Origin of the sequence: Arthrobacter sp. 9MFCol3.1, assembly GCF_000620385.1 — a bacterium.
Taxonomy (GTDB): Bacteria; Actinomycetota; Actinomycetes; order Actinomycetales; family Micrococcaceae; genus Arthrobacter.
This window is the reverse complement of record NZ_JIBJ01000007.1, coordinates 240,454-258,116: the sequence shown is the minus strand read 5'-3', so window position 1 is coordinate 258,116 and position 17,663 is coordinate 240,454. Positions and strand designations below refer to the sequence as shown.

General features: G+C 67.0%; 22 protein-coding genes and 1 pseudogene. 9 read left to right on the top strand and 14 right to left on the bottom strand.

Annotated features, from left to right (window positions below; translation table 11 throughout):
* Window positions 1-21: 21 nt before the first annotated feature.
* Both galT and galK read left to right on the top strand, forming a co-directional pair.
* Window positions 22-1,158 (top strand): galactose-1-phosphate uridylyltransferase, encoded by a 1,137-nt coding sequence (gene galT, locus C560_RS0109715; RefSeq protein ID WP_081801659.1) that lies wholly within the window; start codon window positions 22-24, stop codon window positions 1,156-1,158.
* On the top strand, window positions 1,155-2,327 hold the full coding sequence (galK, locus tag C560_RS0109710; protein WP_026538057.1) for a galactokinase: 1,173 nt from the start codon (window positions 1,155-1,157) through the stop codon (window positions 2,325-2,327). The genes galT and galK overlap by 4 nt, the downstream gene beginning before the upstream one ends.
* A gap of 69 nt (window positions 2,328-2,396) precedes the next feature.
* Here the strand turns inward: galK and C560_RS0109705 are convergent, their stop codons facing one another.
* The 8 genes from C560_RS0109705 to C560_RS0109670 all read right to left on the bottom strand — a co-directional run bounded on the left by C560_RS0109705 (window position 2,397) and on the right by C560_RS0109670 (window position 8,252).
* On the bottom strand, window positions 2,397-3,239 hold the full coding sequence (locus C560_RS0109705; RefSeq protein ID WP_051533070.1) for an urease accessory protein UreD: 843 nt from the start codon (window positions 3,237-3,239) through the stop codon (window positions 2,397-2,399).
* Between the two features lie 143 nt (window positions 3,240-3,382).
* Window positions 3,383-4,000, bottom strand: coding sequence for an urease accessory protein UreG (gene ureG, locus C560_RS0109700; RefSeq protein ID WP_026538055.1), 618 nt, complete (start codon window positions 3,998-4,000; stop codon window positions 3,383-3,385).
* Window positions 4,001-4,046: 46 nt separating this feature from the next.
* On the bottom strand, window positions 4,047-4,712 hold the full coding sequence (locus C560_RS0109695; RefSeq protein WP_043422855.1) for an urease accessory protein UreF: 666 nt from the start codon (window positions 4,710-4,712) through the stop codon (window positions 4,047-4,049).
* 141 nt (window positions 4,713-4,853) lie between these two features.
* Window positions 4,854-5,336, bottom strand: a complete 483-nt coding sequence (gene ureE / locus C560_RS0109690; protein WP_026538053.1) for an urease accessory protein UreE — start codon at window positions 5,334-5,336, stop codon at window positions 4,854-4,856.
* Window positions 5,337-5,355: 19 nt separating this feature from the next.
* Window positions 5,356-7,131 carry an urease subunit alpha gene (ureC, locus tag C560_RS0109685; RefSeq protein ID WP_026538052.1) on the bottom strand — a complete coding sequence of 592 codons (1,776 nt, stop codon included), beginning with the start codon at window positions 7,129-7,131 and terminating at the stop codon, window positions 5,356-5,358.
* Complete coding sequence (locus tag C560_RS0109680) at window positions 7,128-7,493, bottom strand: urease subunit beta (protein WP_026538051.1); 366 nt, start codon at window positions 7,491-7,493, stop codon at window positions 7,128-7,130. The genes ureC and C560_RS0109680 overlap by 4 nt, the downstream gene beginning before the upstream one ends.
* Before the next feature lie 8 nt (window positions 7,494-7,501).
* A complete protein-coding gene (locus C560_RS0109675) occupies window positions 7,502-7,804 on the bottom strand; it encodes an urease subunit gamma (protein ID WP_018775629.1) in 303 nt (100 codons plus the stop codon).
* Window positions 7,805-7,931: 127 nt separating this feature from the next.
* Complete coding sequence (locus C560_RS0109670; protein ID WP_018775630.1) at window positions 7,932-8,252, bottom strand: DUF6221 family protein; 321 nt, start codon at window positions 8,250-8,252, stop codon at window positions 7,932-7,934.
* Window positions 8,253-8,349: 97 nt separating this feature from the next.
* Here C560_RS0109670 and C560_RS0109665 point away from each other — a divergent pair, with 97 nt between their 5' ends.
* A complete protein-coding gene (locus C560_RS0109665) occupies window positions 8,350-8,685 on the top strand; it encodes a hypothetical protein (protein WP_026538050.1) in 336 nt (111 codons plus the stop codon).
* Between the two features lie 100 nt (window positions 8,686-8,785).
* Here C560_RS0109665 and C560_RS23575 read toward each other — a convergent pair whose 3' ends face one another.
* Window positions 8,786-8,956, bottom strand: coding sequence for a hypothetical protein (locus tag C560_RS23575; protein WP_197026129.1), 171 nt, complete (start codon window positions 8,954-8,956; stop codon window positions 8,786-8,788).
* A gap of 220 nt (window positions 8,957-9,176) precedes the next feature.
* Between C560_RS23575 and C560_RS0109655 the strand changes: the two genes are divergently transcribed.
* Both C560_RS0109655 and C560_RS0109650 read left to right on the top strand, forming a co-directional pair.
* On the top strand, window positions 9,177-9,836 hold the full coding sequence (locus C560_RS0109655) for a Type 1 glutamine amidotransferase-like domain-containing protein (protein ID WP_026538049.1): 660 nt from the start codon (window positions 9,177-9,179) through the stop codon (window positions 9,834-9,836).
* A 192-nt stretch (window positions 9,837-10,028) separates the two neighbouring features.
* Complete coding sequence (locus C560_RS0109650) at window positions 10,029-10,592, top strand: dihydrofolate reductase family protein (RefSeq protein WP_026538048.1); 564 nt, start codon at window positions 10,029-10,031, stop codon at window positions 10,590-10,592.
* A gap of 153 nt (window positions 10,593-10,745) precedes the next feature.
* Here C560_RS0109650 and C560_RS0109645 read toward each other — a convergent pair whose 3' ends face one another.
* Entirely contained in the window at window positions 10,746-11,501 is a 756-nt protein-coding gene (locus tag C560_RS0109645; protein WP_026538047.1) for a LysR substrate-binding domain-containing protein, read from the bottom strand.
* A 143-nt stretch (window positions 11,502-11,644) separates the two neighbouring features.
* Between C560_RS0109645 and C560_RS0109640 the strand changes: the two genes are divergently transcribed.
* Window positions 11,645-12,049, top strand: coding sequence for a DUF5997 family protein (locus C560_RS0109640; RefSeq protein WP_026538046.1), 405 nt, complete (start codon window positions 11,645-11,647; stop codon window positions 12,047-12,049).
* Window positions 12,050-12,190: 141 nt separating this feature from the next.
* Window positions 12,191-12,501 (top strand): annotated as a pseudogene (locus C560_RS22990) (NADPH-dependent FMN reductase).
* A gap of 29 nt (window positions 12,502-12,530) precedes the next feature.
* On the opposite strand, the gene C560_RS0109625 reads toward C560_RS22990, so the two are convergent.
* A complete protein-coding gene (locus C560_RS0109625; protein ID WP_026538045.1) occupies window positions 12,531-12,908 on the bottom strand; it encodes a VOC family protein in 378 nt (125 codons plus the stop codon).
* A gap of 208 nt (window positions 12,909-13,116) precedes the next feature.
* Between C560_RS0109625 and C560_RS21485 the strand changes: the two genes are divergently transcribed.
* Window positions 13,117-13,749: a hypothetical protein gene (locus C560_RS21485; protein WP_051533069.1), complete on the top strand. Its 633-nt coding sequence runs from the start codon at window positions 13,117-13,119 to the stop codon at window positions 13,747-13,749.
* Between the two features lie 52 nt (window positions 13,750-13,801).
* Entirely contained in the window at window positions 13,802-14,440 is a 639-nt protein-coding gene (locus C560_RS0109615; protein WP_026538044.1) for an NADPH-dependent F420 reductase, read from the top strand.
* Window positions 14,441-14,494: 54 nt separating this feature from the next.
* Here the strand turns inward: C560_RS0109615 and C560_RS0109610 are convergent, their stop codons facing one another.
* The 3 genes from C560_RS0109610 to C560_RS0109600 form a co-directional block, all read right to left on the bottom strand.
* Window positions 14,495-14,977, bottom strand: a complete 483-nt coding sequence (locus tag C560_RS0109610; protein WP_026538043.1) for a pyridoxamine 5'-phosphate oxidase family protein — start codon at window positions 14,975-14,977, stop codon at window positions 14,495-14,497.
* Between the two features lie 129 nt (window positions 14,978-15,106).
* Entirely contained in the window at window positions 15,107-16,681 is a 1,575-nt protein-coding gene (locus C560_RS21480) for an APC family permease (protein WP_051533068.1), read from the bottom strand.
* A complete protein-coding gene (locus C560_RS0109600; protein ID WP_026538042.1) occupies window positions 16,678-17,616 on the bottom strand; it encodes a universal stress protein in 939 nt (312 codons plus the stop codon). The genes C560_RS21480 and C560_RS0109600 overlap by 4 nt, the downstream gene beginning before the upstream one ends.
* Between the last annotated feature and the right edge of the window lie 47 nt (window positions 17,617-17,663).

The window sequence follows — 17,663 nt, the reverse complement described above, 5'->3', positions numbered from 1 at the left end:
CCCCATCCTTGAAGGAACCCCATGACCAGCATGATCAGCCGCGTTGACGCCCCGGCGTCGGTGTCCGCGGTGACCAGTACCCGCCTCGCCGACGGGCGCGAGCTCCTGTTTTTCGACGACACCGCCCATCCCCTGCAGCGCCCGTCGAGGGACCGCCGCGACCTTCCCGAACGCGGCCCGTCCGGGGAAATCCGGTACGACGCGCTGACCGGGGAATGGGTGGCGGTCGCCGCGCACCGGCAACACAGGACGCATCTTCCGCCGGCGGACGAGTGCCCGCTGTGCCCGGGCACCGACGCGCGGCCCTCGGAGATCCCGGCGGATTACGATGTCGCCGTGTTTGAAAACCGCTTCCCCTCGCTCGGCCCGGATCTCGCCGCGGCCCCGGCCTCCCCGGGCTGGGGCAGCCGCGGGGTGGCCGGGGGCCGGTGCGAAGTGGTGGCGTTCACGTCTGCGCACACCGGAACCTTTTCAGCGCTCAGCACCCGGCGCGTGCGCACCGTGATCGACGCCTGGGCGCACCGGACCGAGGCCCTCAGCGCCTTGCCCGGCGTGGCTCAGGTGTTCTGCTTCGAGAACCGCGGCCAGGACATCGGCGTGACACTGCACCACCCGCACGGGCAGATCTACGCCTACCCGTACGTCACGCCGCGGGCCGCGGTCATCGCCGCGGCCGCCCGGCAGTTCCATGAGGCGGCATGCGGAACGGCCACCCTGACCGGAAGCATTCTGGCGAGTGAACGTGCCGACGGCGCCCGGATGGTGCTCGAGGGCGAATTCTTCAGCGCCTATGTGCCGTTCGCGGCCCGCTGGCCGCTGGAAGTCCATCTGGTCCCGCACCGCCAGGTTCCGGACCTCGCCGCGCTGACCGGCGGCGAGCGTGACGAGCTCGCCGTCCTGTATCCGGACCTGCTGGGCCGCCTCGACAGGCTCTACGGCAGCCCGACGCCGTACATCAGCGCCTGGCACCAGGCCCCCCTTGACCCGGTATTGCGCCGGTCCGGATACCTGCACCTGCAGCTCACCTCCCCGCGGCGGGCCGCGGACAAACTCAAGTTCCTGGCCGGCTCCGAGGCCGCCATGGGCGCCTTCATCAACGACACCACCCCCGAAGAGGTCGCGGCCCGGCTCCGGGACGCCAGGACAGGAACGGCATGACCACCACCGACACCAAAGGAACGGCCCTGACGGACGCGCTGACCCGCGCCTTCACTGGCCACTTCGGCCACGAGCCCGACGGCGTCTGGCAGGCACCGGGACGGGTCAACCTGATCGGCGAACACACGGACTACAACGACGGCCTCGTCCTGCCGTTCGCCATCAACCGCACCACCACCGTGGCCGTGGCGGTCCGGGCGGACCGCACCGTGCGGCTGGCCTCCGCGTTCGCGGGCGCTGACCCGGTCGAATTCGATCTCGACACCTTCGTCCCGGACCAGGCGGCCGGCTGGTCCGCGTACCCGGCCGGGGTGGCGTGGGAGCTGGAACGCGCCGGCATCACGGTGCCGGGCTTTGACCTGTTCGTATCCTCCGATGTCCCGGTCGGCGCCGGACTGTCCTCCTCCGCCGCCCTGGAATGCGCCGTCGCGCTGGCTTTGTCCGATCTCACCGGGGCCGGCCTGGGCCGCGCCGAACTGGCGGCCATCGGACGCCGGGCCGAAAACAACGTGGTCGGCGCCCCCACCGGCATCATGGACCAGTCCGCCTCGATGCTCGGCACCAAGGACTGCGCCGTCTACCTGGACTGCCGTGACCTCAGCTCCCGCCCGGTGCCGCTCGGACTGGAGGAGTCCGGGTTGGTCTGCCTGGTGATTGACACGAAGGTCTCGCACGCCCATGCCACCGGCGGGTACGCCGAACGCCGGGCCTCCTGCGTCCGGGGCGCCCGGGCCCTGGGCGTCGGCGCCCTCCGCGATCTCGACGGTGCCGATCTGCCCCGGGCCGAGCGCATCCTCGACGACGTGACCTTCCGCCGGGTCCGGCACATCGTCACCGAGAACGAACGGGTCGCGCGGACCGCGGAACTGCTCACGTCCCACGGGCCCCGGGCTATCGGAGACCTGCTGGACGCCAGCCACCGTTCCATGCGGGACGACTTCGAGATCTCCTGCCCGGAACTGAACCTGGCCGTTGACACCGCGCGCGCCAGCGGGGCTATCGGGGCCCGAATGACAGGTGGCGGGTTCGGCGGCTCCGCCATCGCCCTGGTTCCGGTGGACGATGCCGCTCGGGTCCGGACCGCGGTCCTGGCTGGCTTCGCCGCGCGCGGGCTCCGGGCACCGGATGTCTTTACTGTCCTGCCGGCAGAGGGCGCGCGCCGGCTGTGATCAGCGGCGCGGATCGGGCGCTCAGCGCCCGAAGCCGGTGCAGCGCGGCCCTTCGCTGGGTCCCTTCCATCAGTACTTCCTCAGATCCAGCGGATCCTGGCCGTACCAACGCTTGCGCAGTAGGGCGGTGGCGGCCCCGAGCACGCGTTTGAGTTCCTCCGTGCTGTTGGAAAGCGATCTCAGCACCAGCCCGGCCGTTCCCAGCACGGCGGCCGTGAGCGAAATGCCGGTATGGGCGCCGTACCCGGCCGTAATCTCATGCAGCTCGTCGGCGAGGGCCTGGTCCACTCGCGGGTCCACCACCATCAGCGACCCCAGGTGGCTGTAGCCCTCCATGAACGCCATCCCCGTCACATCGCCCAGGGGCGGGCGGATGAGCACGTTGTCCAGGGCCAGCAGCCCGCCCGCCTCACCGACGGACGCCTCCGACTCGACCCGGATTTCGGTCCGGAGCCGCAGCTCCTCATACCGGAACGCGGCCCCGTCCGGCGACCACCCCGGGGTCACAATTTCGGCCATGATGAGGCTCGACGACGGCCGCACCGTCACGCACGTGTTCTGCCGGTAGCTGGCCTCCCGGTAGGCGATCACCTGATCCGGGGCCAGCTCCAGCTGTGCGCCCTCCCCGAGCCGCAGCCGCATCCGCTGTTCGGCAAAGGATCCCGGAGTCCGGTAGATCTTGGTGGCCGACTGCGTGGCGAGCAGCAACTTCGCCCCGTCCGCCACCTCGACATCGATCACATACAGGTCAGCCCCAAGATAGGCCCCGCCAGGATTGACGAGCACATAACAAACCTGCCCGCTGCCATCCAAGTAATGCGGCCGCAAAACCCGCAAGGCCCCCCGATGGTACTGATGCGTGGCAACAGAACGTCCTGCACGCTCGGCCACCACGAGTTCGAGCTCCCCCATCGGTTCCCGGGCGCTCTGGTTGGCGCCGGCGGCTTCGCCGGATTTGGGGCCGTGCCCACTTCGCGGTGCCCGCCACGCCGCGGCCCCAAAATCCGGCCTCGCCGCCTCAGCGGTTAGCTCGCCGGGACTGACCCGGGGTGCGCTCATGGCGCCAGGTCGAGCATCAGGACGTCCCGCCGCACCCAGTCGATGACGCGTTCCAGCCCTTCATCGGTCTTGAGGTTCGTGAAGCAGAACGGCTTCTCGCCACGGAATTCCTTGGAGTCCCGCTCCATGACGGCCAGGTCCGCGCCGACGTGCGGCGCGAGGTCGGTCTTGTTGATGATGAACAGGTCGGACTTGATCATGCCCTGGCCTGCCTTGCGCGGGATTTTCTCACCCTGGGCCACGTCGATGATGTAGATCGAGAAGTCCACCAGTTCGGGGCTGAACGTGGCGGAGAGGTTGTCGCCGCCGGATTCCACAAAGATCACCTGCAGGTCAGGGTGCCGCTGCTTCAGCTCTTCGATGGCCGCTGTGTTCATGGACGTGTCTTCGCGGATGGCGGTGTGCGGGCAGCCGCCGGTTTCGACGCCGATGATCCGGTCGATCGGGAGGATCCCGTTGGCGGCGAGAATCTTGGCGTCCTCGATCGTGTAGATGTCGTTGGTGATGGCCGCCATGGAGATCTCCCGGCTCATGTGACGGGTGAGCCGCTCCACGAGCTGGGTCTTGCCGGCACCCACCGGGCCGCCGATGCCGATTTTGATGGGCTCAGACATATTCTTCTCCAGACATATTTCGAAGGGCATTTTTCGTACAGATCTGTTAGCTCATGAACATGCGGGCGCGCTGGCGTTCGTGCCGCATCTGCGAAATTTCGAGACCGGGGCTGACCGCCCCGAAGTCGTCGGGCGTGAGGTGACTGACCCGCTCGACCGCGGAGGCGACGTCGTCGGCGGCGTTGCGCAGCAGCCGTTGGCCGGCGTTCTGCCCCAGCGGGATCGCCCGGACGGCGTTCTGCGTCAATGACGTGACGGCGGCGAACAGGTAGGCCGCGAGGGCCTCCGGTAGCGGGACCCCCAGGGACCGGGCGACGACGGCGAACGCCAGCGGCTGATGCCCGGCGGCACGGCCGGAACCCACCAGCTCCCGGTACTCCGCCAGTTCAGCGGACGGGAAGATCTCGGCGCCGATCTCCAGCAGCCGGCCGCCCATCTTGGTACTGGCCTCGCGCAGCTGCCGGGGCAGCAACTGGGCGGTCAGCAACGAATCCAGTTCGGCAACAGTGACACCCTCATAGAGGAACCGGATGGCCAGGGCGTCCGAATACGTCAGCTGCTGTGAAATGAACGCCGCCAGCCACACCCCAAAGCTCGCCTCATCCCGCACCAGCCCGCGCTCCACATACGTCTCAAACCCAAGAGAGTGAGCAAACGCCCCGGTAGGAAGCGCCGAGTCCGTCAGCTGCTGCAACGCCAACTGGTAAGTCATAACGGGTCCCACGACGCAAGGCAAGCTGTCGAACCTGCGAAGGCGGGTGATAGGGGTCGCGGCGTGGCGGGCACCGCGAAGCGGGCACGACCCCTATCACCCGCCGCAGCGCGCACGGCGCCCCAGCCGCGGAAGAGAAAACTAATGGCTGTGTTCGGCATGGCGGAAGGGGACGGGCATCACGCGTTCCTGGCGGTCGTAGGGCGCTCCGACGTGTTTGAGATAGTCCTCCACGGTGTGGTCGTACTGGCAGACCATCACCTCCGCCCCGTACTCCGAGGAAGCGTCGAAGAACTGGGCCTGCAGGTGCCGGTTGCCCAGGGAGTGCGCCACCACCCCCATCTCGTGGATGGTGCGCGGGGCGATCACCAGGACGTCGGTGGCCAGCACCGAGACCACGATCATGTTGGTGTCGGCCACGTGCAGGATGTCCCCGTCGCGCAGGTCCCCGGAACCGGCGGGGAGGCGGATGCCGAGTTCCTTCCCGTGGTCGGTGGTGACGCGCTGGATGCGTTTGACCAGCTGGGCGCTGGGCAGCACCACCTTTTCCCGGTGGAGCCCAAAGTAGGGGTCCGGACCCGGAGGGAGGTCGTGGGTGTTGCCGAGCACCTTTTCGATGATCATGGTGGTCTCCTCTGGAAGCCTAGAAAAGGAAGTAGCGCTGCGCCATGGGCAGCACGTCTGAGGGCTCGCACGTGACGTCCTCGCCGTCGACGCTCACCTGATACGTTTCCGGGTCCACCTCGATAGCAGGGGTGGCGCCGTTGTACTTGAGGTCCGCCTTGGTGAGGCTGCGGATGCCGGACACCGGCCGGATGACCTTCTCCAGTCCAAGCTCCGCCGGGACCCCGGCCTCGATCGCCGCCTGGGAGAGGAAGGTGATGGAGGACTGCTGCAGCGCTTTGCCGTAGGCGGCGAACATCGGCCGCATGGTGCGCGGCTGCGGGGTGGGAATGGAGGCGTTGGCGTCCCCCATGAGGGCGTAGGCGATCTGGCCGCCCTTGAGCACAAGGTCCGGCTTCACTCCGAAGAACGCGGGGTCCCAGAGCACCAGGTCCGCGAACTTGCCGACCTCCACGGAGCCGATGGAGTCGGCCATGCCCTGTGCGATGGCGGGGTTGATGGTGTATTTCGCCACGTAGCGCTTCAGCCGGAAGTTGTCGCTCTCCGCGCCGAGGCCGGAAGCGGCGCCGTGGCTGCCGCCGTCGGGGTCCTTGAGCACGCCGCGCTGTTTCTTCATCTTGTCCGCCACCTGCCAGGTGCGGATGACCACCTCGCCCACCCGGCCCATGGCCTGGGAGTCCGAGGACGTGATCGCGAAGATGCCCAGATCCTGCAGGACGTCCTCTGCGGCGATGGTCTCGGCGCGGATGCGGGAATCCGCGAACGCCACGTCCTCCGGGATGTCCGGGTTCAGGTGGTGGCACACCATAAGCATGTCCAGGTGCTCTTCGATGGTGTTGCGCGTGTACGGCAGGGTGGGGTTGGTGGAGGCCGGCAGGACATTGGGCAGCCCGGCGATCTTGATGATGTCCGGGGCGTGGCCGCCGCCGGCGCCTTCGGTGTGGAAGGTGTGGATCACGCGGCCGTCGATAGCCCGGATGGTGTCCTCCACGAAGCCGCACTCGTTCAGGGTGTCGGTGTGGATGGCCACCTGGACGTCATACTGGTCCGCGACCTGCAGCGACGTGTCGATCGAGGACGTGGTGGAGCCCCAGTCCTCATGGACTTTCAGCCCGATCGCGCCGGCGCGGATTTGCTCGGCCAGGGGTTCGACGGCGGACGCGTGGCCCTTGCCGAACAGCCCGATGTTGATGGGGAGCCCTTCGGCGGCCTGCAGCATCCGGCCGATGTGCCATGCGCCCGGCGTGACCGTGGTGGCTTTGGTGCCCTCGGCCGGGCCGGTGCCACCGCCGACCATCGTGGTCACGCCGCTGCACAGGGCGGCCGCGACCTGGTCCGGGGAGATGAAGTGAATGTGGGAGTCCACCCCGCCGGCGGTCAGGATCTTCCGCTCGCCGGCAATGATCTCGGTGCTCGCACCGATCACGATGTCCACGCCGTCGGTAATCTGCGGGTTGCCGGCCTTGCCGATCCGGAAGATGTGGCCGTCCCGGAGGGCAACGTCGGCCTTGTAGATACCGGTGTAGTCCAGCACGACGACGTTGGTGATCACGGTGTCCGGGACTCCGCCGCCGGAACCAATACTGCCGGAACCAGCACCGTCCCGGGTCAGCTGGCCGTTCTGGCCCATGCCGTCGCGGATCACCTTCCCGCCGCCGAACACCACTTCCTCACCGTAGACGGTGAGGTCTTGCTCGATCTCTAGGAACAGGTCGGTGTCGGCCAGGCGGATGGCGTCGCCCGTCGTCGGGCCGTAAAGGTCCGCGTACTGCCTGCGGGATAGCTCGAAGCTCACTGCGCATCCCCTCTTCGTTCGGAAACGTGGAGTTCGGAAACGTGGAGTCCGGTCTCGTCGAGTGGGCCGTTGACGGCGTTGCTGAGTCCGTACACTTCACGGCTGCCCGCGAGCTCGATCAGCCTGACGGTCCTGCTGTCCCCAGGTTCGAACCGCGCGGCGGTGCCGGCCGGGATGTCGAGCCGGCGGCCGTAGGCGGCCGCCCGGTCAAACTGCAGCGCGGAATTGGCTTCGGCAAAGTGATAATGCGAGCCCACCTGGACGGGACGGTCGCCGGTGTTGGTCACCGCGACGTCCACCGCCTCACGGCCGGCGTTGATGACCAGCGGCGCGGAACTGAGAACGTATTCTCCCGGAATCATCGACGCTCCTAGCGGATCGGGTCGTGGACGGTGACGAGCTTGGTGCCGTCCGGGAAGGTTGCTTCGATCTGGACGTCGTGGATCATTTCCGGCACGCCCTCCATCACGTCGTCACGGCCAAGGAGGGTGGTTCCGTAGCTCATGAGCTCCGCCACGGTCCGGCCGTCCCGGGCGCCCTCGATCAGTTCGTAGCTGATCACGGCGACGGCCTCGGGGAAGTTCAGCTTCAGTCCGCGGGCCTGGCGGCGGCGGGCGAGATCCGCCGCGACCACGATCATGAGCTTTTCCTGCTCACGGGGCAAGAGGTGCATGACGGTATCCCTTCAAGAACCGGCCGGCTGGCGGACCGCAGACGCCGCGGTGTGACCAGCGTAGGCCGCGGAGATTTCCTGCAGGTTTCCGGGACCCGTGAACATCTCCGGGGTCAACCGCTAACGGCTATCCCGTGATCCGCCAGTGTGCCTGGAATTCGGGGTGGTCTGCATACGGCAGCGCCAGGGTGTGCAGGGAGAGCGTGGTCCATTCGATGACGTCCGGCACCCATCCGGCGTCGGCGGGTTCCTGGCTGACCAAGGCGGCCAGCACGGACTGGCGTGCGGATTCAATGATGCCGATGAGCTGGCGCTTGGCCTCGCACTCGCGGAGCAGGCGGCGTTCATACCACTCGCCGGAGACGGCAAGCGTGGGGTCGCCGAGCAGCTTCAGGGCGGCGGCTTCGTCTTCTCTAATGCGTGCGGTCAGGAACTCGACGATGTCCACTCACCGAGCCTATGCGCGCCGGTGCTCACACGGCTATGGTCTGGTGTTTGCCCTTTTTCCTCAGGCCGGCAGAAGCCGCGCTTGTTAGGGTGGATGGATGAAACGACGTCTCGCCGCCCTTGCCGCTGCCACCTTCTTGATCGGACTTACCGGCTGCGCGCAAGTGCAGGACGCTACCGAAAAGGCCGTCAACGACGGGGCGTCCCAGGCTGCGACGGCGGCCGGCAATGAAGTGAAGAAGCAGGCCTGCGCCATCGTGGAGAACGGCCTCGTCAGCGCCAAGGACAAGGAACTTCTGGGCGGTCTTGTCGTCGGCGCGGAAGCCGCGGGTGCTCCCGCTGAAATCACGACCCCGCTGCGCCAGATCGCCGACTCCGGCGACCAGGTTCCGGCCGAATCCGTCAAGGCCCTCCAGGACGCCTGCGCCAAGTAGCGGGCAGCACCCCTGGCGTGTGGAGTTCGGCGCCTCGTGGCGGCGTTCTGTGATCGCCTGATCTCAGAATGAGGGTGAGGGCCAGTGCGCCTGACTTCAGTCATTGCCGCTCTGCGTGTCCTTTGGGAGGCAGGGCGCGCTTCAGCTCGGCAATACGCAGCCGGAGAAAGATGATCACGAGGATCAGAACGTACAGTGCCAGGCCGATCAGCACGGCAGTGAAGATCAGATAGAGGACGTACGAGATGCCAAAGACTTCGATGTTGTTCACTGATTACCCCCAATAGTTGTATCTTCGCGGTAGCCTACGCGGCTAGTCAGGCCAACTTGAGATTTGCGTCCAAGCGAACTCTGGACAAGGTCTTGCTGGGTGTGTCCCTATTGAAGGGCCGAGCGCGAGGCCGGCGGGGCTTACCAAATCGGCCGTGAGTTCCAGCCCGGTCCCGCGTCTTCAGGCACATCCACCATCCGCGCGGACTTTGGGGGCACGTTTGAAACTCTTGCTTACGTCAGGCGGCGTGTCGAACCCGAGCATCCACTCGGCGCTCGTGCAGCTTCTCAACAAGCCGATCGCCCAGTGCCACGCCCTGGTCGTCCCGACAGCGCAGTGGGGTCACCCAATGTGCGGACCGGCATCGGTGCGGGGCCTCCTGGCCGCCGAGCCCGACTCCCGTCACTTGTCCGGCCTGGGCTGGGCGACGCTCGGCGTTCTCGAGCTCACCGCGCTGCCCACCATCGGCGCGGAGCGATGGGTCCCCTGGCTTCGGGAGGCCGACGTGCTCTTGGTCGACGGCGGCGACGCGACGTACCTGTGCCATTGGATGCGTGAGTCCGGGCTGGCCGACCTGCTGCCGTCGCTGCCGGACACGGTGTGGGTGGGAGTGAGTGCCGGGAGCATGGTGATGACGCCCCGGATCGGGGAGTACTTCGTCGAGTGGCCGTCCGCGCCGGACGATCGCACCCTGGGGGTGGTGGACTTTTCGATCTTCCCGCACTTGAACGCTTTCCCGACCAACACTCTGGCGCACGCAGAGCGGTGGGCCGCCGACCTCGGCGGCCCGGCCTATGCCATCGACGAGCAGACAGCTATCAAGGTCGTCGACGGCTCCGTCGTGGTGGTTTCCGAAGGAGAATGGACGAAGTTCGGGTGATGGCAAACCGCCGGAGTGACCCGTTCGCGGGTCCTTCACCGGGCAGCTCAGTTTAAACGTGGGCCGAGGGCTATGGCATCCAGATCATTGGCAGTTACGGTGGCTCCACGAGGGACGGGAGGCTGCCGATCATGTGCGGGACGGCAGAGTCCAACGACGCCCTCGACTACTGCGAGACGGAAGGCTGGCGCCGTGCGGAAACTGATTTACGGCATGAACGTGACCCTGGACGGCTACATCGCCGCGGCCGGCGACGACATTGGCTGGGGCGGGCCGAGCGAGGAACTGTTCCAGTGGTGGCTCGACCAGGAGCGGGCTAACAGCCTGTCGCTGTACGGCCGCAAGCTCTGGGAGACCATGAGCTCATACTGGCCGACCGGCGACCAGCAGCCCGACGCCACCGCGGCGGAGATCGAGTTCGCGCGGAACTGGCGGGACACGCCGAAGGTGGTGTTCTCCTCGACGATCGACAAGGTCGACTGGAACACCCGCATGGTCACCGGTGACGCGATCGCCGAGATCACCCGGCTCAAGGCCGGGGACGGCGGCCCGATGAGCGTCGGCGGCGCAACGCTCGCCGGGGCGGCCATGCGGGCCGGGCTGATCGACGAGTACGTGCTGGCCACCCATCCGGTCCTGGTGGGCGGCGGCACTCCGTTCTTCACCGCGCTGGACAGTTGGGTGAACCTGGACCTGGTGGAGACGCGGACGTTTCCCGGCGGCGTGGTCCTGACCAGGTACGAGGCGAGGCGCTGAGCACGATTCCTCCGCGCGGTCGGGAAAGGACTCCACCACCAGCGGCCCCACGTCGACGGGCAGCAGATAGTCCGGAATGTGCCTGCGCACCGGCCCCGGCGACCTCACCCAGCGACCACAGAACGCCGCCAAAGCGCGTCCGACTCCACAGGCCTAGCGTTTCCCCTTTTTCCGGGATCCCTTGCCGCGGCCCTTGTCCGGGTTGGGCGCGTAGCGCTGCGCCACCTTGGGCTTCTTCGCGGCTCCGGTGCCGCGCCGGTCCGGCTTAGGCTCGCGTTTGGGTTTCTCCTGCTGCGCCGAGGGCTGGCGGGAGCTCGCCGCGGTGCGTCCGCGGACAATACCGATGAATTCCTCGATGACCTCGTCCGTGGCGTCGCTCGGCCAGGCCAGGGCGATCTCCGTGCCGGGCGCCCCCGTGAGTTTCCGCGCCACGGTGTCCTTGACGTTGAAATGCCGGGCCACGGACATCGGCAGGATCACCAGCCCGGCACCGGACGCCACCACCTGCAGCGCCATCGCCGGGCCGCCGAGCTCCTGCACATCGAGAAACGTCTCGGCGGACAGGTCCGCCAGGTCCACTTCTTCAAACAAGGAGACCTCGTGCCCCTTCGGTGCCACCACCACGGGCTGCTCCTCGTAGAGCGGGATCACGCTGAGGCCCTCGCGTTCCACCGGGAGCCGTACGAAACTCAGGTCCGCGGAACCGTCGCGGAGCACGGACAGTTGCGCGCCGTCGTCGGACATAAAGGAGTGCAGCGGAACATCGGGCATCCGTTCCTCCCAGCGGCGGATCCATTTGCCCGGTGTCACACCGGCGACGTAAGCGAAGCGCAGCTCCCGCCCGACTGCGACGGCTGGGACGACGGCGGTTTCGTCGGGGGTCTGGGATGGTTCTTCTGCTGCGGACACATGTTCACAGTACCGCCCGGGGTGGCGCGGGGGTCCGCCGCGATGGCGGCACCGTGCTGATCCGGTGCCGGTTTGGTGCTGGTTGGTGCTGGTTTGGTACTGGGTTGGTGCCCTGCGGGCATCGCGCCAGATACCCTTGGACTATGACCTCTGCAAACTCCCAGTCCATGAAACCGGCCACCGTTGCCAAGAAGCTTGGCATCTACCTGCCGGCGACACCCCAGGAGTTCCAGGATTCAACCATCACCCGCGCTGATTTTGCCGATCTCCAGGCCAACCCGCCGGAGTGGCTCGCGGAACTGCGCCGCAACGGCCCGCACCCGCGCCCCGTGGTGGCGCAGAAGCTCAACGTCTCCATCGCCGGCCTGGCCCGCGGTGGTGTTGAGGAAGCGCTGACGACGGCGGAAATCACCGCACTGCTCCAGGCACCCCCGGCGTGGCTGGTCGCCGAGCGCGCCACCCACGCCGCCGTCCGCGCCGAGGCCCAGCGGGTCAAGGAAGAGGCCGCCAAGAAAGACGCCAAGAAAGCCCGCGCCAAGGCCGAATAGCGGCAATCGCTTTCTCCCGGCCCCTCTTTTCATCCCGCGGACGCAGGACTACGCTCGCGGAATGGTTCGGGGCCGCCGGTCCGATCCCCTCCATATCCCAATTCACCTGCCACCGGCGGCTTATCGGGAAGGAACAAGGCCATGGCCTTCAGGATCGGATATTTTGTCGGGAGCCTCTCCAGCAACTCCATTAACCGCACGTTGTCCAGGGCGCTGATCCGGCTTGCACCTGCGGAGCTGGATTTCACGGAAATCCCCATCAGGGACCTGCCGTTGTACAGCCCGGATTTTGATGCCGCTTTCCCACCCGCGAGGTAAAAGACGAGGCCACGGCCGGTCTGCTGCGCCACTACATGGAGGAGTATGCCTCCTTCGTGGCCCGGGTCCTGGCCGCCAACGCACCGGGCCATATCGGCGACGAGCACCCGGACAAGGACAAGGTGAGCCGTTAGACCCCGCCCGGGGTGCGGTGGTCCGGCACCTAGTCCTGGTGCAGCTGGACGAAGTTCCCGCAGCCGTCATCCAGCACCACGCTGGTCCCGCCGGGCCCCTCGGACGGTTCCCCCTGGAACATCACGCCCTTGGCCGCCAGCCGCTGGTATTCGGCGCGCACGTCCGGCACGCCAAAGACAATCGCGGGTATCCCGGCGTCGTGCAGGCCGTTCATGTAGGCCGCACCGATCGGGTTGTCACTGGGTTCCAGCAGCAGCCCGGCTCCCCCGGCACCATCGGGGTCCTTGACGATGAAGAGGTTGTGCTCCGGCATGGCCATCAGGGTTTCGAACCCCAGCGTGCCGGTGTAGAACTCATGGGCCGAGGCTGGATCCTTGACGTGGATGCTGCACATTTTCAGTCGCATGGCCCCTAGGCTACGCCGGGAGGCTCGGCTGCGGAACCGCGACGCGGCGTTCGCACGGGGCTTGGCGCCTGGGTTTGCGCCTGGGTTTGAGACCGAGCCGGCGTCCGGCACTGCCCCGGACCGGCAGGCATTGACGGCCCCGCCGCCAGGGATTCCAATGGAACTAGCGGAACAGCGCCCGCCCGGGACCGTTCCGGGGAGGTGTGCAATGACGCTTTCACTATCCGGTGCCCTCGCGGCCTGGCAGTTCCTGGCCCTCGCCATGCTGGCTGCCGGGGCAGCGTTCGCCTCGGTCTATTTCGCCGTCAAGCATCTGGCCGTTAAAGACGGACCCTCCGAAGGCGCCGACGGCGCGTTTTGGGACGCTTTCGCCGGACTCGCCGTCATTGTGCCCGCCATCGTCCTGGCCTCCTCCACATGGCCCTGGGCCGGCCTGGCGCTCGGGGTGCTGGCCGCGGGGGCAGCCCTGGCGGCCCTGGCAGCGGCACCCCGGCTGCTCCGCCGGCAGGAAGCCCGCCGGACCAGCCGCGAGACCCGGCTCCTGAACGAGGCGGCCGCCGCACGGCACCGGAGCGCCCTCGCCCGGTGGCAGCGGTACGAGCTGGATCCGGGTTTTTCGATTGACTATCCCGCGATGAGCGATACGCGGCAGCCGGAAACCGCGGCACTGATCCGGGCGATCAAGGCCGCCGAGGGCCTCGGCGGCCGTACGGACCGCGCCTGCACCGATGCCGCTTACGCCCCGGCCGTTGAACGGCTGGAACATGCCCTGGCTGCCGCCGAACGCGCGGCCGGTGTCAGCGCCGCCGGGCGGCCTGGCCCGGACCACGCGCACGGCTGATTCCCGGGATTGCCGATCCGGCAGTTCGCCGCCACCTTCGAAAGGTTCCATCATGACTGACATCACGATCATCGGCAGTGGAAACATGGCACGGGCCATCGGCACCCGGGCTGTCGCTGCCGGCCGTTCCGTCCAGATCCTGAACCGGACGCCGGAGAATGCCGCCAAGCTCGCTGCTGAACTTGGCGGCACAACGAGCTCCGGCGGCCTGAGTGAGGTTCCCGAGGGCGACATCGTCTTCCTCGCGCTGTACTTCGGCCCGGCCAAGGAAGTGGCCACACATTTCGGCGACACGCTCAGCGGCAAGACGGTCGTGGATATCTGCAATCCGATCGACACCGACACCTTCGACTCGCTGGTGGTTGCCCCGGGAACTTCGGCGGCCGAAGAAATCGCCGCACTGCTCCCCGGCGCACGGGTGGTGAAAGCCTTCAACACCACCTTCGCGGGCCCGCTCGGGTCCGGTGCGGCCGGTGGCCAGCCGATGGACGTCTTCATCGCCTCGGACTCCGAAGAGGCCCGCAACCAGGTTGCGGTCTTCGCCGAAGCCGCCGGGCTGCGCCCGCTTCAAGTGGGCGGACTGCGCCACGCCCGCGAACTCGAGGGCTTCGAGCTGCTGGTCATGGCGCTGCAGGCTAACCCCGCGTATCCAAACTTCAACTGGGGCACCGGCCTGAAAATCACCGACTAGGCAGTCAGCCACCCCCGCCGGCCCGGCTCCGCGCGACGGGCCAGGTTCAGCCCGCTACAGCTCGACCGTTCCGCTGTCGCCGACGCTCATCCGGCTGTTGGTCACCTTGGACTTGATCCACTGCAGCACGGTGGCCGCCGTGCCGCCCGGGCTGGTCCAGTACTCGGCGGAGTCCGAGTCGACGTGGAGCAGGACAGCCTCCGGGGTGTCCGGTCCGTCCGGGAACCAGGCCTCCACCACCTGATTCCACATGTCGTGGATCAGCTGCCGGTCAGTGACCACTTCAGCGGTCCCGGCCACCGAAACCCACTCGGTGCGCTTGCCGAAGGAGACGTTCACCGCCGGGTTCGCGCGGATGTGGGCCACCTGAGAGGTGGTCGCCGACGTGAAGAACCACATGTCGCCGTCGTCCTTGACCTCTTGGACTGCCAGCGGCCGGCTGACGAGCGCGCCTGCCTCGTTGATGGTGGTGAACATTCCGATGTGCGAATCGTTGATGATGTCCGTGACCTTGCTGATGCTTTCGGCATCCGACATGCTCTCACCTCGTTCTGGTTCCAACGGAGGAAGGTCCCCCTTCGGAACAGCCTATTGGTAAGTGTGCTTACTTTCCAATGACTGCCGGACGGGGACCTTCCCGGGACCTTCCCTGAACTGGCAGTGGACTCAGTGCCCGCGGGTCAGGACCTTGCCCCTGAAGAACTCGGGGCGGAGCTTGGCCATGACCAGCATGAGCACCACGCCCAGCAGGATGACGCCCATGCCCAGGATAAAGACCAGCCCCACACCGCCAATCGACGAGCCTGATCCGTACGCGGGATCCATGGAGTCGTAGGCGGTCTTGAAGAACATGACCAGCAGGATGACGCCGCCCAGGAGTGGCGCGAGGAACTTGAAGAAGAAGGCCCTCGCTCCGCTGAACGCCTCGGCGCGGAAGAACCAGACACAAGCCAGCGCGGTGATGCCGTAGTAGAAGCAGATCATCATGCCCAGGGCCGTGATGGTGTCCCACAGTGCGTTTTCCGACGTCGTCCGGGTGATGACATAGAACGCGGCGGCCGCAACGGCCGAGGCGATCGTGGCATAGCTCGGCGACTTGTATGTGGGGCTGATCCTGCCGAACTTCTGCGGCAGCGCCCGGTAATGGCCCATGGACAGCAGGGTGCGCGCCGGCGAGACAAATGTGGACTGCAGGGACGCGGCGGAGCTGCTCAGGATGGCCAGGGACATCAGGATGGCGAACGGACCCATCACCGGTCCCGCCAGGACGGCGAAGATGCTGCCCTGGTTCTCCGGGTTTCCGGCGCCCAGCCCCGTGTCGCCGATGCCGGCGTAGCTCAGCGTTGCCAGCGCAACCGTCATGTAGATGATCACGATGACCAGCACGGTGATCGTGGCGGCACGGCCCGGGGTCTTCTCCGGGTTCTTGGTCTCCTCGTTCATGGTCAGCGTGACGTCCCAGCCCCAGTAGATGAAGATGGACAGCGAAACGCCGGCGGCGAAGGCGGAGAAGGATCCCACGGCGAAGGGGTTAAACCAGTCCGGGGAGATGGCCGTGGCGTCAAAGGCGGTTCCGTTGGCGACGTGGCCGAACGCTGCGATCGAGAACCAGGCGAGGACCAGCAGCTGAAATCCCACGAGCACGTACTGGACGGACTTGGTGGTTTCCATGCCGCGGTAGGAGATCCAGCACGCGAGGGCGATGAACACCAGCGTGGTCGCGATATTCAGCGGCAGGTTCGTGGTGAGGTCGGCGAGTTCGGGATTGCCGAAGATCTGCGCCAGCATGAGGTAGAAGAAGTCCACAGCGACGGCGGCCAGGTTCGAGAGCACGATGATGGTCGCGGCGATGAGCCCCCAGCCGCCCATCCAGCCAATCCAGGGACCGAACGCCCGCGAGGCCCAGGTGAAGGAGGTCCCGGCGTCGGGCATGGCGTTGTTCAGCTCCCGGTAGCCGAAGGCCACCAGCAGCATGGGGACAAAGCCCACCAGGAAGATCGCCGGCAGTTGCACGCCGACCTCGGCCACGGTGGGACCCAGGGCCGCCGTGAGGGTGTACGCCGGGGCGATACAGGAAATGCCGATGACGACGGCGCCGATGAGCCCCACCGATCCGGCTTTCAGGCCCTTTTCACTCAGTCCGTGCTGCTGTTCGGTGTGCTGTCCTGTTTTTTGTCCTGTGTTGTGTCCTGTGTGCTGTCCCGTGTGCGACGGATTGGGCGTCGCATGGTCTGCGCTCATTGTTGTGCCTCTCGGGGGGTGTCACTCGACGCTGAATGTTTGAGTTGCTTGAGTTCATAGCCGCTGGGGACCACGATCATCGGCACCGGCAGGGCGCGCAGAATGCGGCCCGCTGTGCTGCCGAGGAAGATGGACCGGCCCTTGGCAAGCCGGCTGGATCCGATCAACAGGACCTCGCCGTCTTCCCAGTCCAGGCGGTCCACGGCTTCCTCGATGCTGCGTCCGTGGGCCACGACGATTTCCGTCTTCGCCTCCACCTGGGCCTCCGCCTTCGCCTCCCCTGAAACTTCCGGCCCGCCGGCAGACAGTGCGTCGGCAAGGCACTTGGCCGCATATTCCCGGGCAGCGTCGGCTGAATCGGCCGCATCGTCGCCGTCGAGGGCCAGAAGCGACACCACGCGCAGCGGCACGTCCCGGTTCGACGCCATGCCTAGGGCGAAATCGAGCAGTTTCTCCGCGCCGGCCCGGGTTCCGAGCCCGCAGCTGATCCGGGTCAGGGCCTCCTGGCGGTAGTAGCCGTGCGGTGCCAGGGCCACCGGAACGGTCGAGGCGTGGAGCAGTGCGCTGGCCACCGACCCGACCGTGAACCGTTTGAAGATCCCGGTGCTGGTGGCTCCGATGATGAGCATGTCCGCGCCCAGTTCCTCGGCCGCCTCGATCAGTGCGTGCGCGTCGGAATCATGGCTGCGGATGTGGGCCTGCGCCGGGACACTGGATGGAACCAGCGCCAGGGCCTGGTCGAGCCACTCCTGGGCCTGCTCATTGAGCAGATTTTCGAAGCCGGCCTTCGGTGCGATGGCGTGCCCGGAGTGCTGCACTTCGGGCACCACCAGCACAAGGTCCAGGCTCGCCCCCCGCCCGAGCGCTAGGGAGACGGCCAGATTGACCGCATCATGGCCTCTGGCATTGGCTGAATACCCCACTACGTAACGCATCTGGCCGCTCTCCTATCTGAACTGGACTGCATTCAACTGAATTGTTG

Coding starts and splice junctions, on each gene's coding strand:
- C560_RS0109615 (WP_026538044.1), top strand. CDS start 13,802: ATGACTGACATCACGATCATCGGCAGTGGAAACATGGCACGGGCCATC.
- ureG (WP_026538055.1), bottom strand. CDS start 4,000: ATGTCTGAGCCCATCAAAATCGGCATCGGCGGCCCGGTGGGTGCCGGC.
- C560_RS0109610 (WP_026538043.1), bottom strand. CDS start 14,977: ATGTCGGATGCCGAAAGCATCAGCAAGGTCACGGACATCATCAACGAT.
- galT (WP_081801659.1), top strand. CDS start 22: ATGACCAGCATGATCAGCCGCGTTGACGCCCCGGCGTCGGTGTCCGCG.
- C560_RS0109600 (WP_026538042.1), bottom strand. CDS start 17,616: ATGCGTTACGTAGTGGGGTATTCAGCCAATGCCAGAGGCCATGATGCG.
- C560_RS0109680 (WP_026538051.1), bottom strand. CDS start 7,493: ATGATTCCGGGAGAATACGTTCTCAGTTCCGCGCCGCTGGTCATCAAC.
- C560_RS0109665 (WP_026538050.1), top strand. CDS start 8,350: ATGAAACGACGTCTCGCCGCCCTTGCCGCTGCCACCTTCTTGATCGGA.
- C560_RS0109705 (WP_051533070.1), bottom strand. CDS start 3,239: ATGGGGGAGCTCGAACTCGTGGTGGCCGAGCGTGCAGGACGTTCTGTT.
- C560_RS0109640 (WP_026538046.1), top strand. CDS start 11,645: ATGACCTCTGCAAACTCCCAGTCCATGAAACCGGCCACCGTTGCCAAG.
- ureE (WP_026538053.1), bottom strand. CDS start 5,336: ATGATCATCGAAAAGGTGCTCGGCAACACCCACGACCTCCCTCCGGGT.
- C560_RS0109625 (WP_026538045.1), bottom strand. CDS start 12,908: ATGCGACTGAAAATGTGCAGCATCCACGTCAAGGATCCAGCCTCGGCC.
- C560_RS21485 (WP_051533069.1), top strand. CDS start 13,117: ATGACGCTTTCACTATCCGGTGCCCTCGCGGCCTGGCAGTTCCTGGCC.
- C560_RS21480 (WP_051533068.1), bottom strand. CDS start 16,681: ATGAGCGCAGACCATGCGACGCCCAATCCGTCGCACACGGGACAGCAC.
- C560_RS0109675 (WP_018775629.1), bottom strand. CDS start 7,804: ATGCACCTCTTGCCCCGTGAGCAGGAAAAGCTCATGATCGTGGTCGCG.
- C560_RS0109695 (WP_043422855.1), bottom strand. CDS start 4,712: ATGACTTACCAGTTGGCGTTGCAGCAGCTGACGGACTCGGCGCTTCCT.
- galK (WP_026538057.1), top strand. CDS start 1,155: ATGACCACCACCGACACCAAAGGAACGGCCCTGACGGACGCGCTGACC.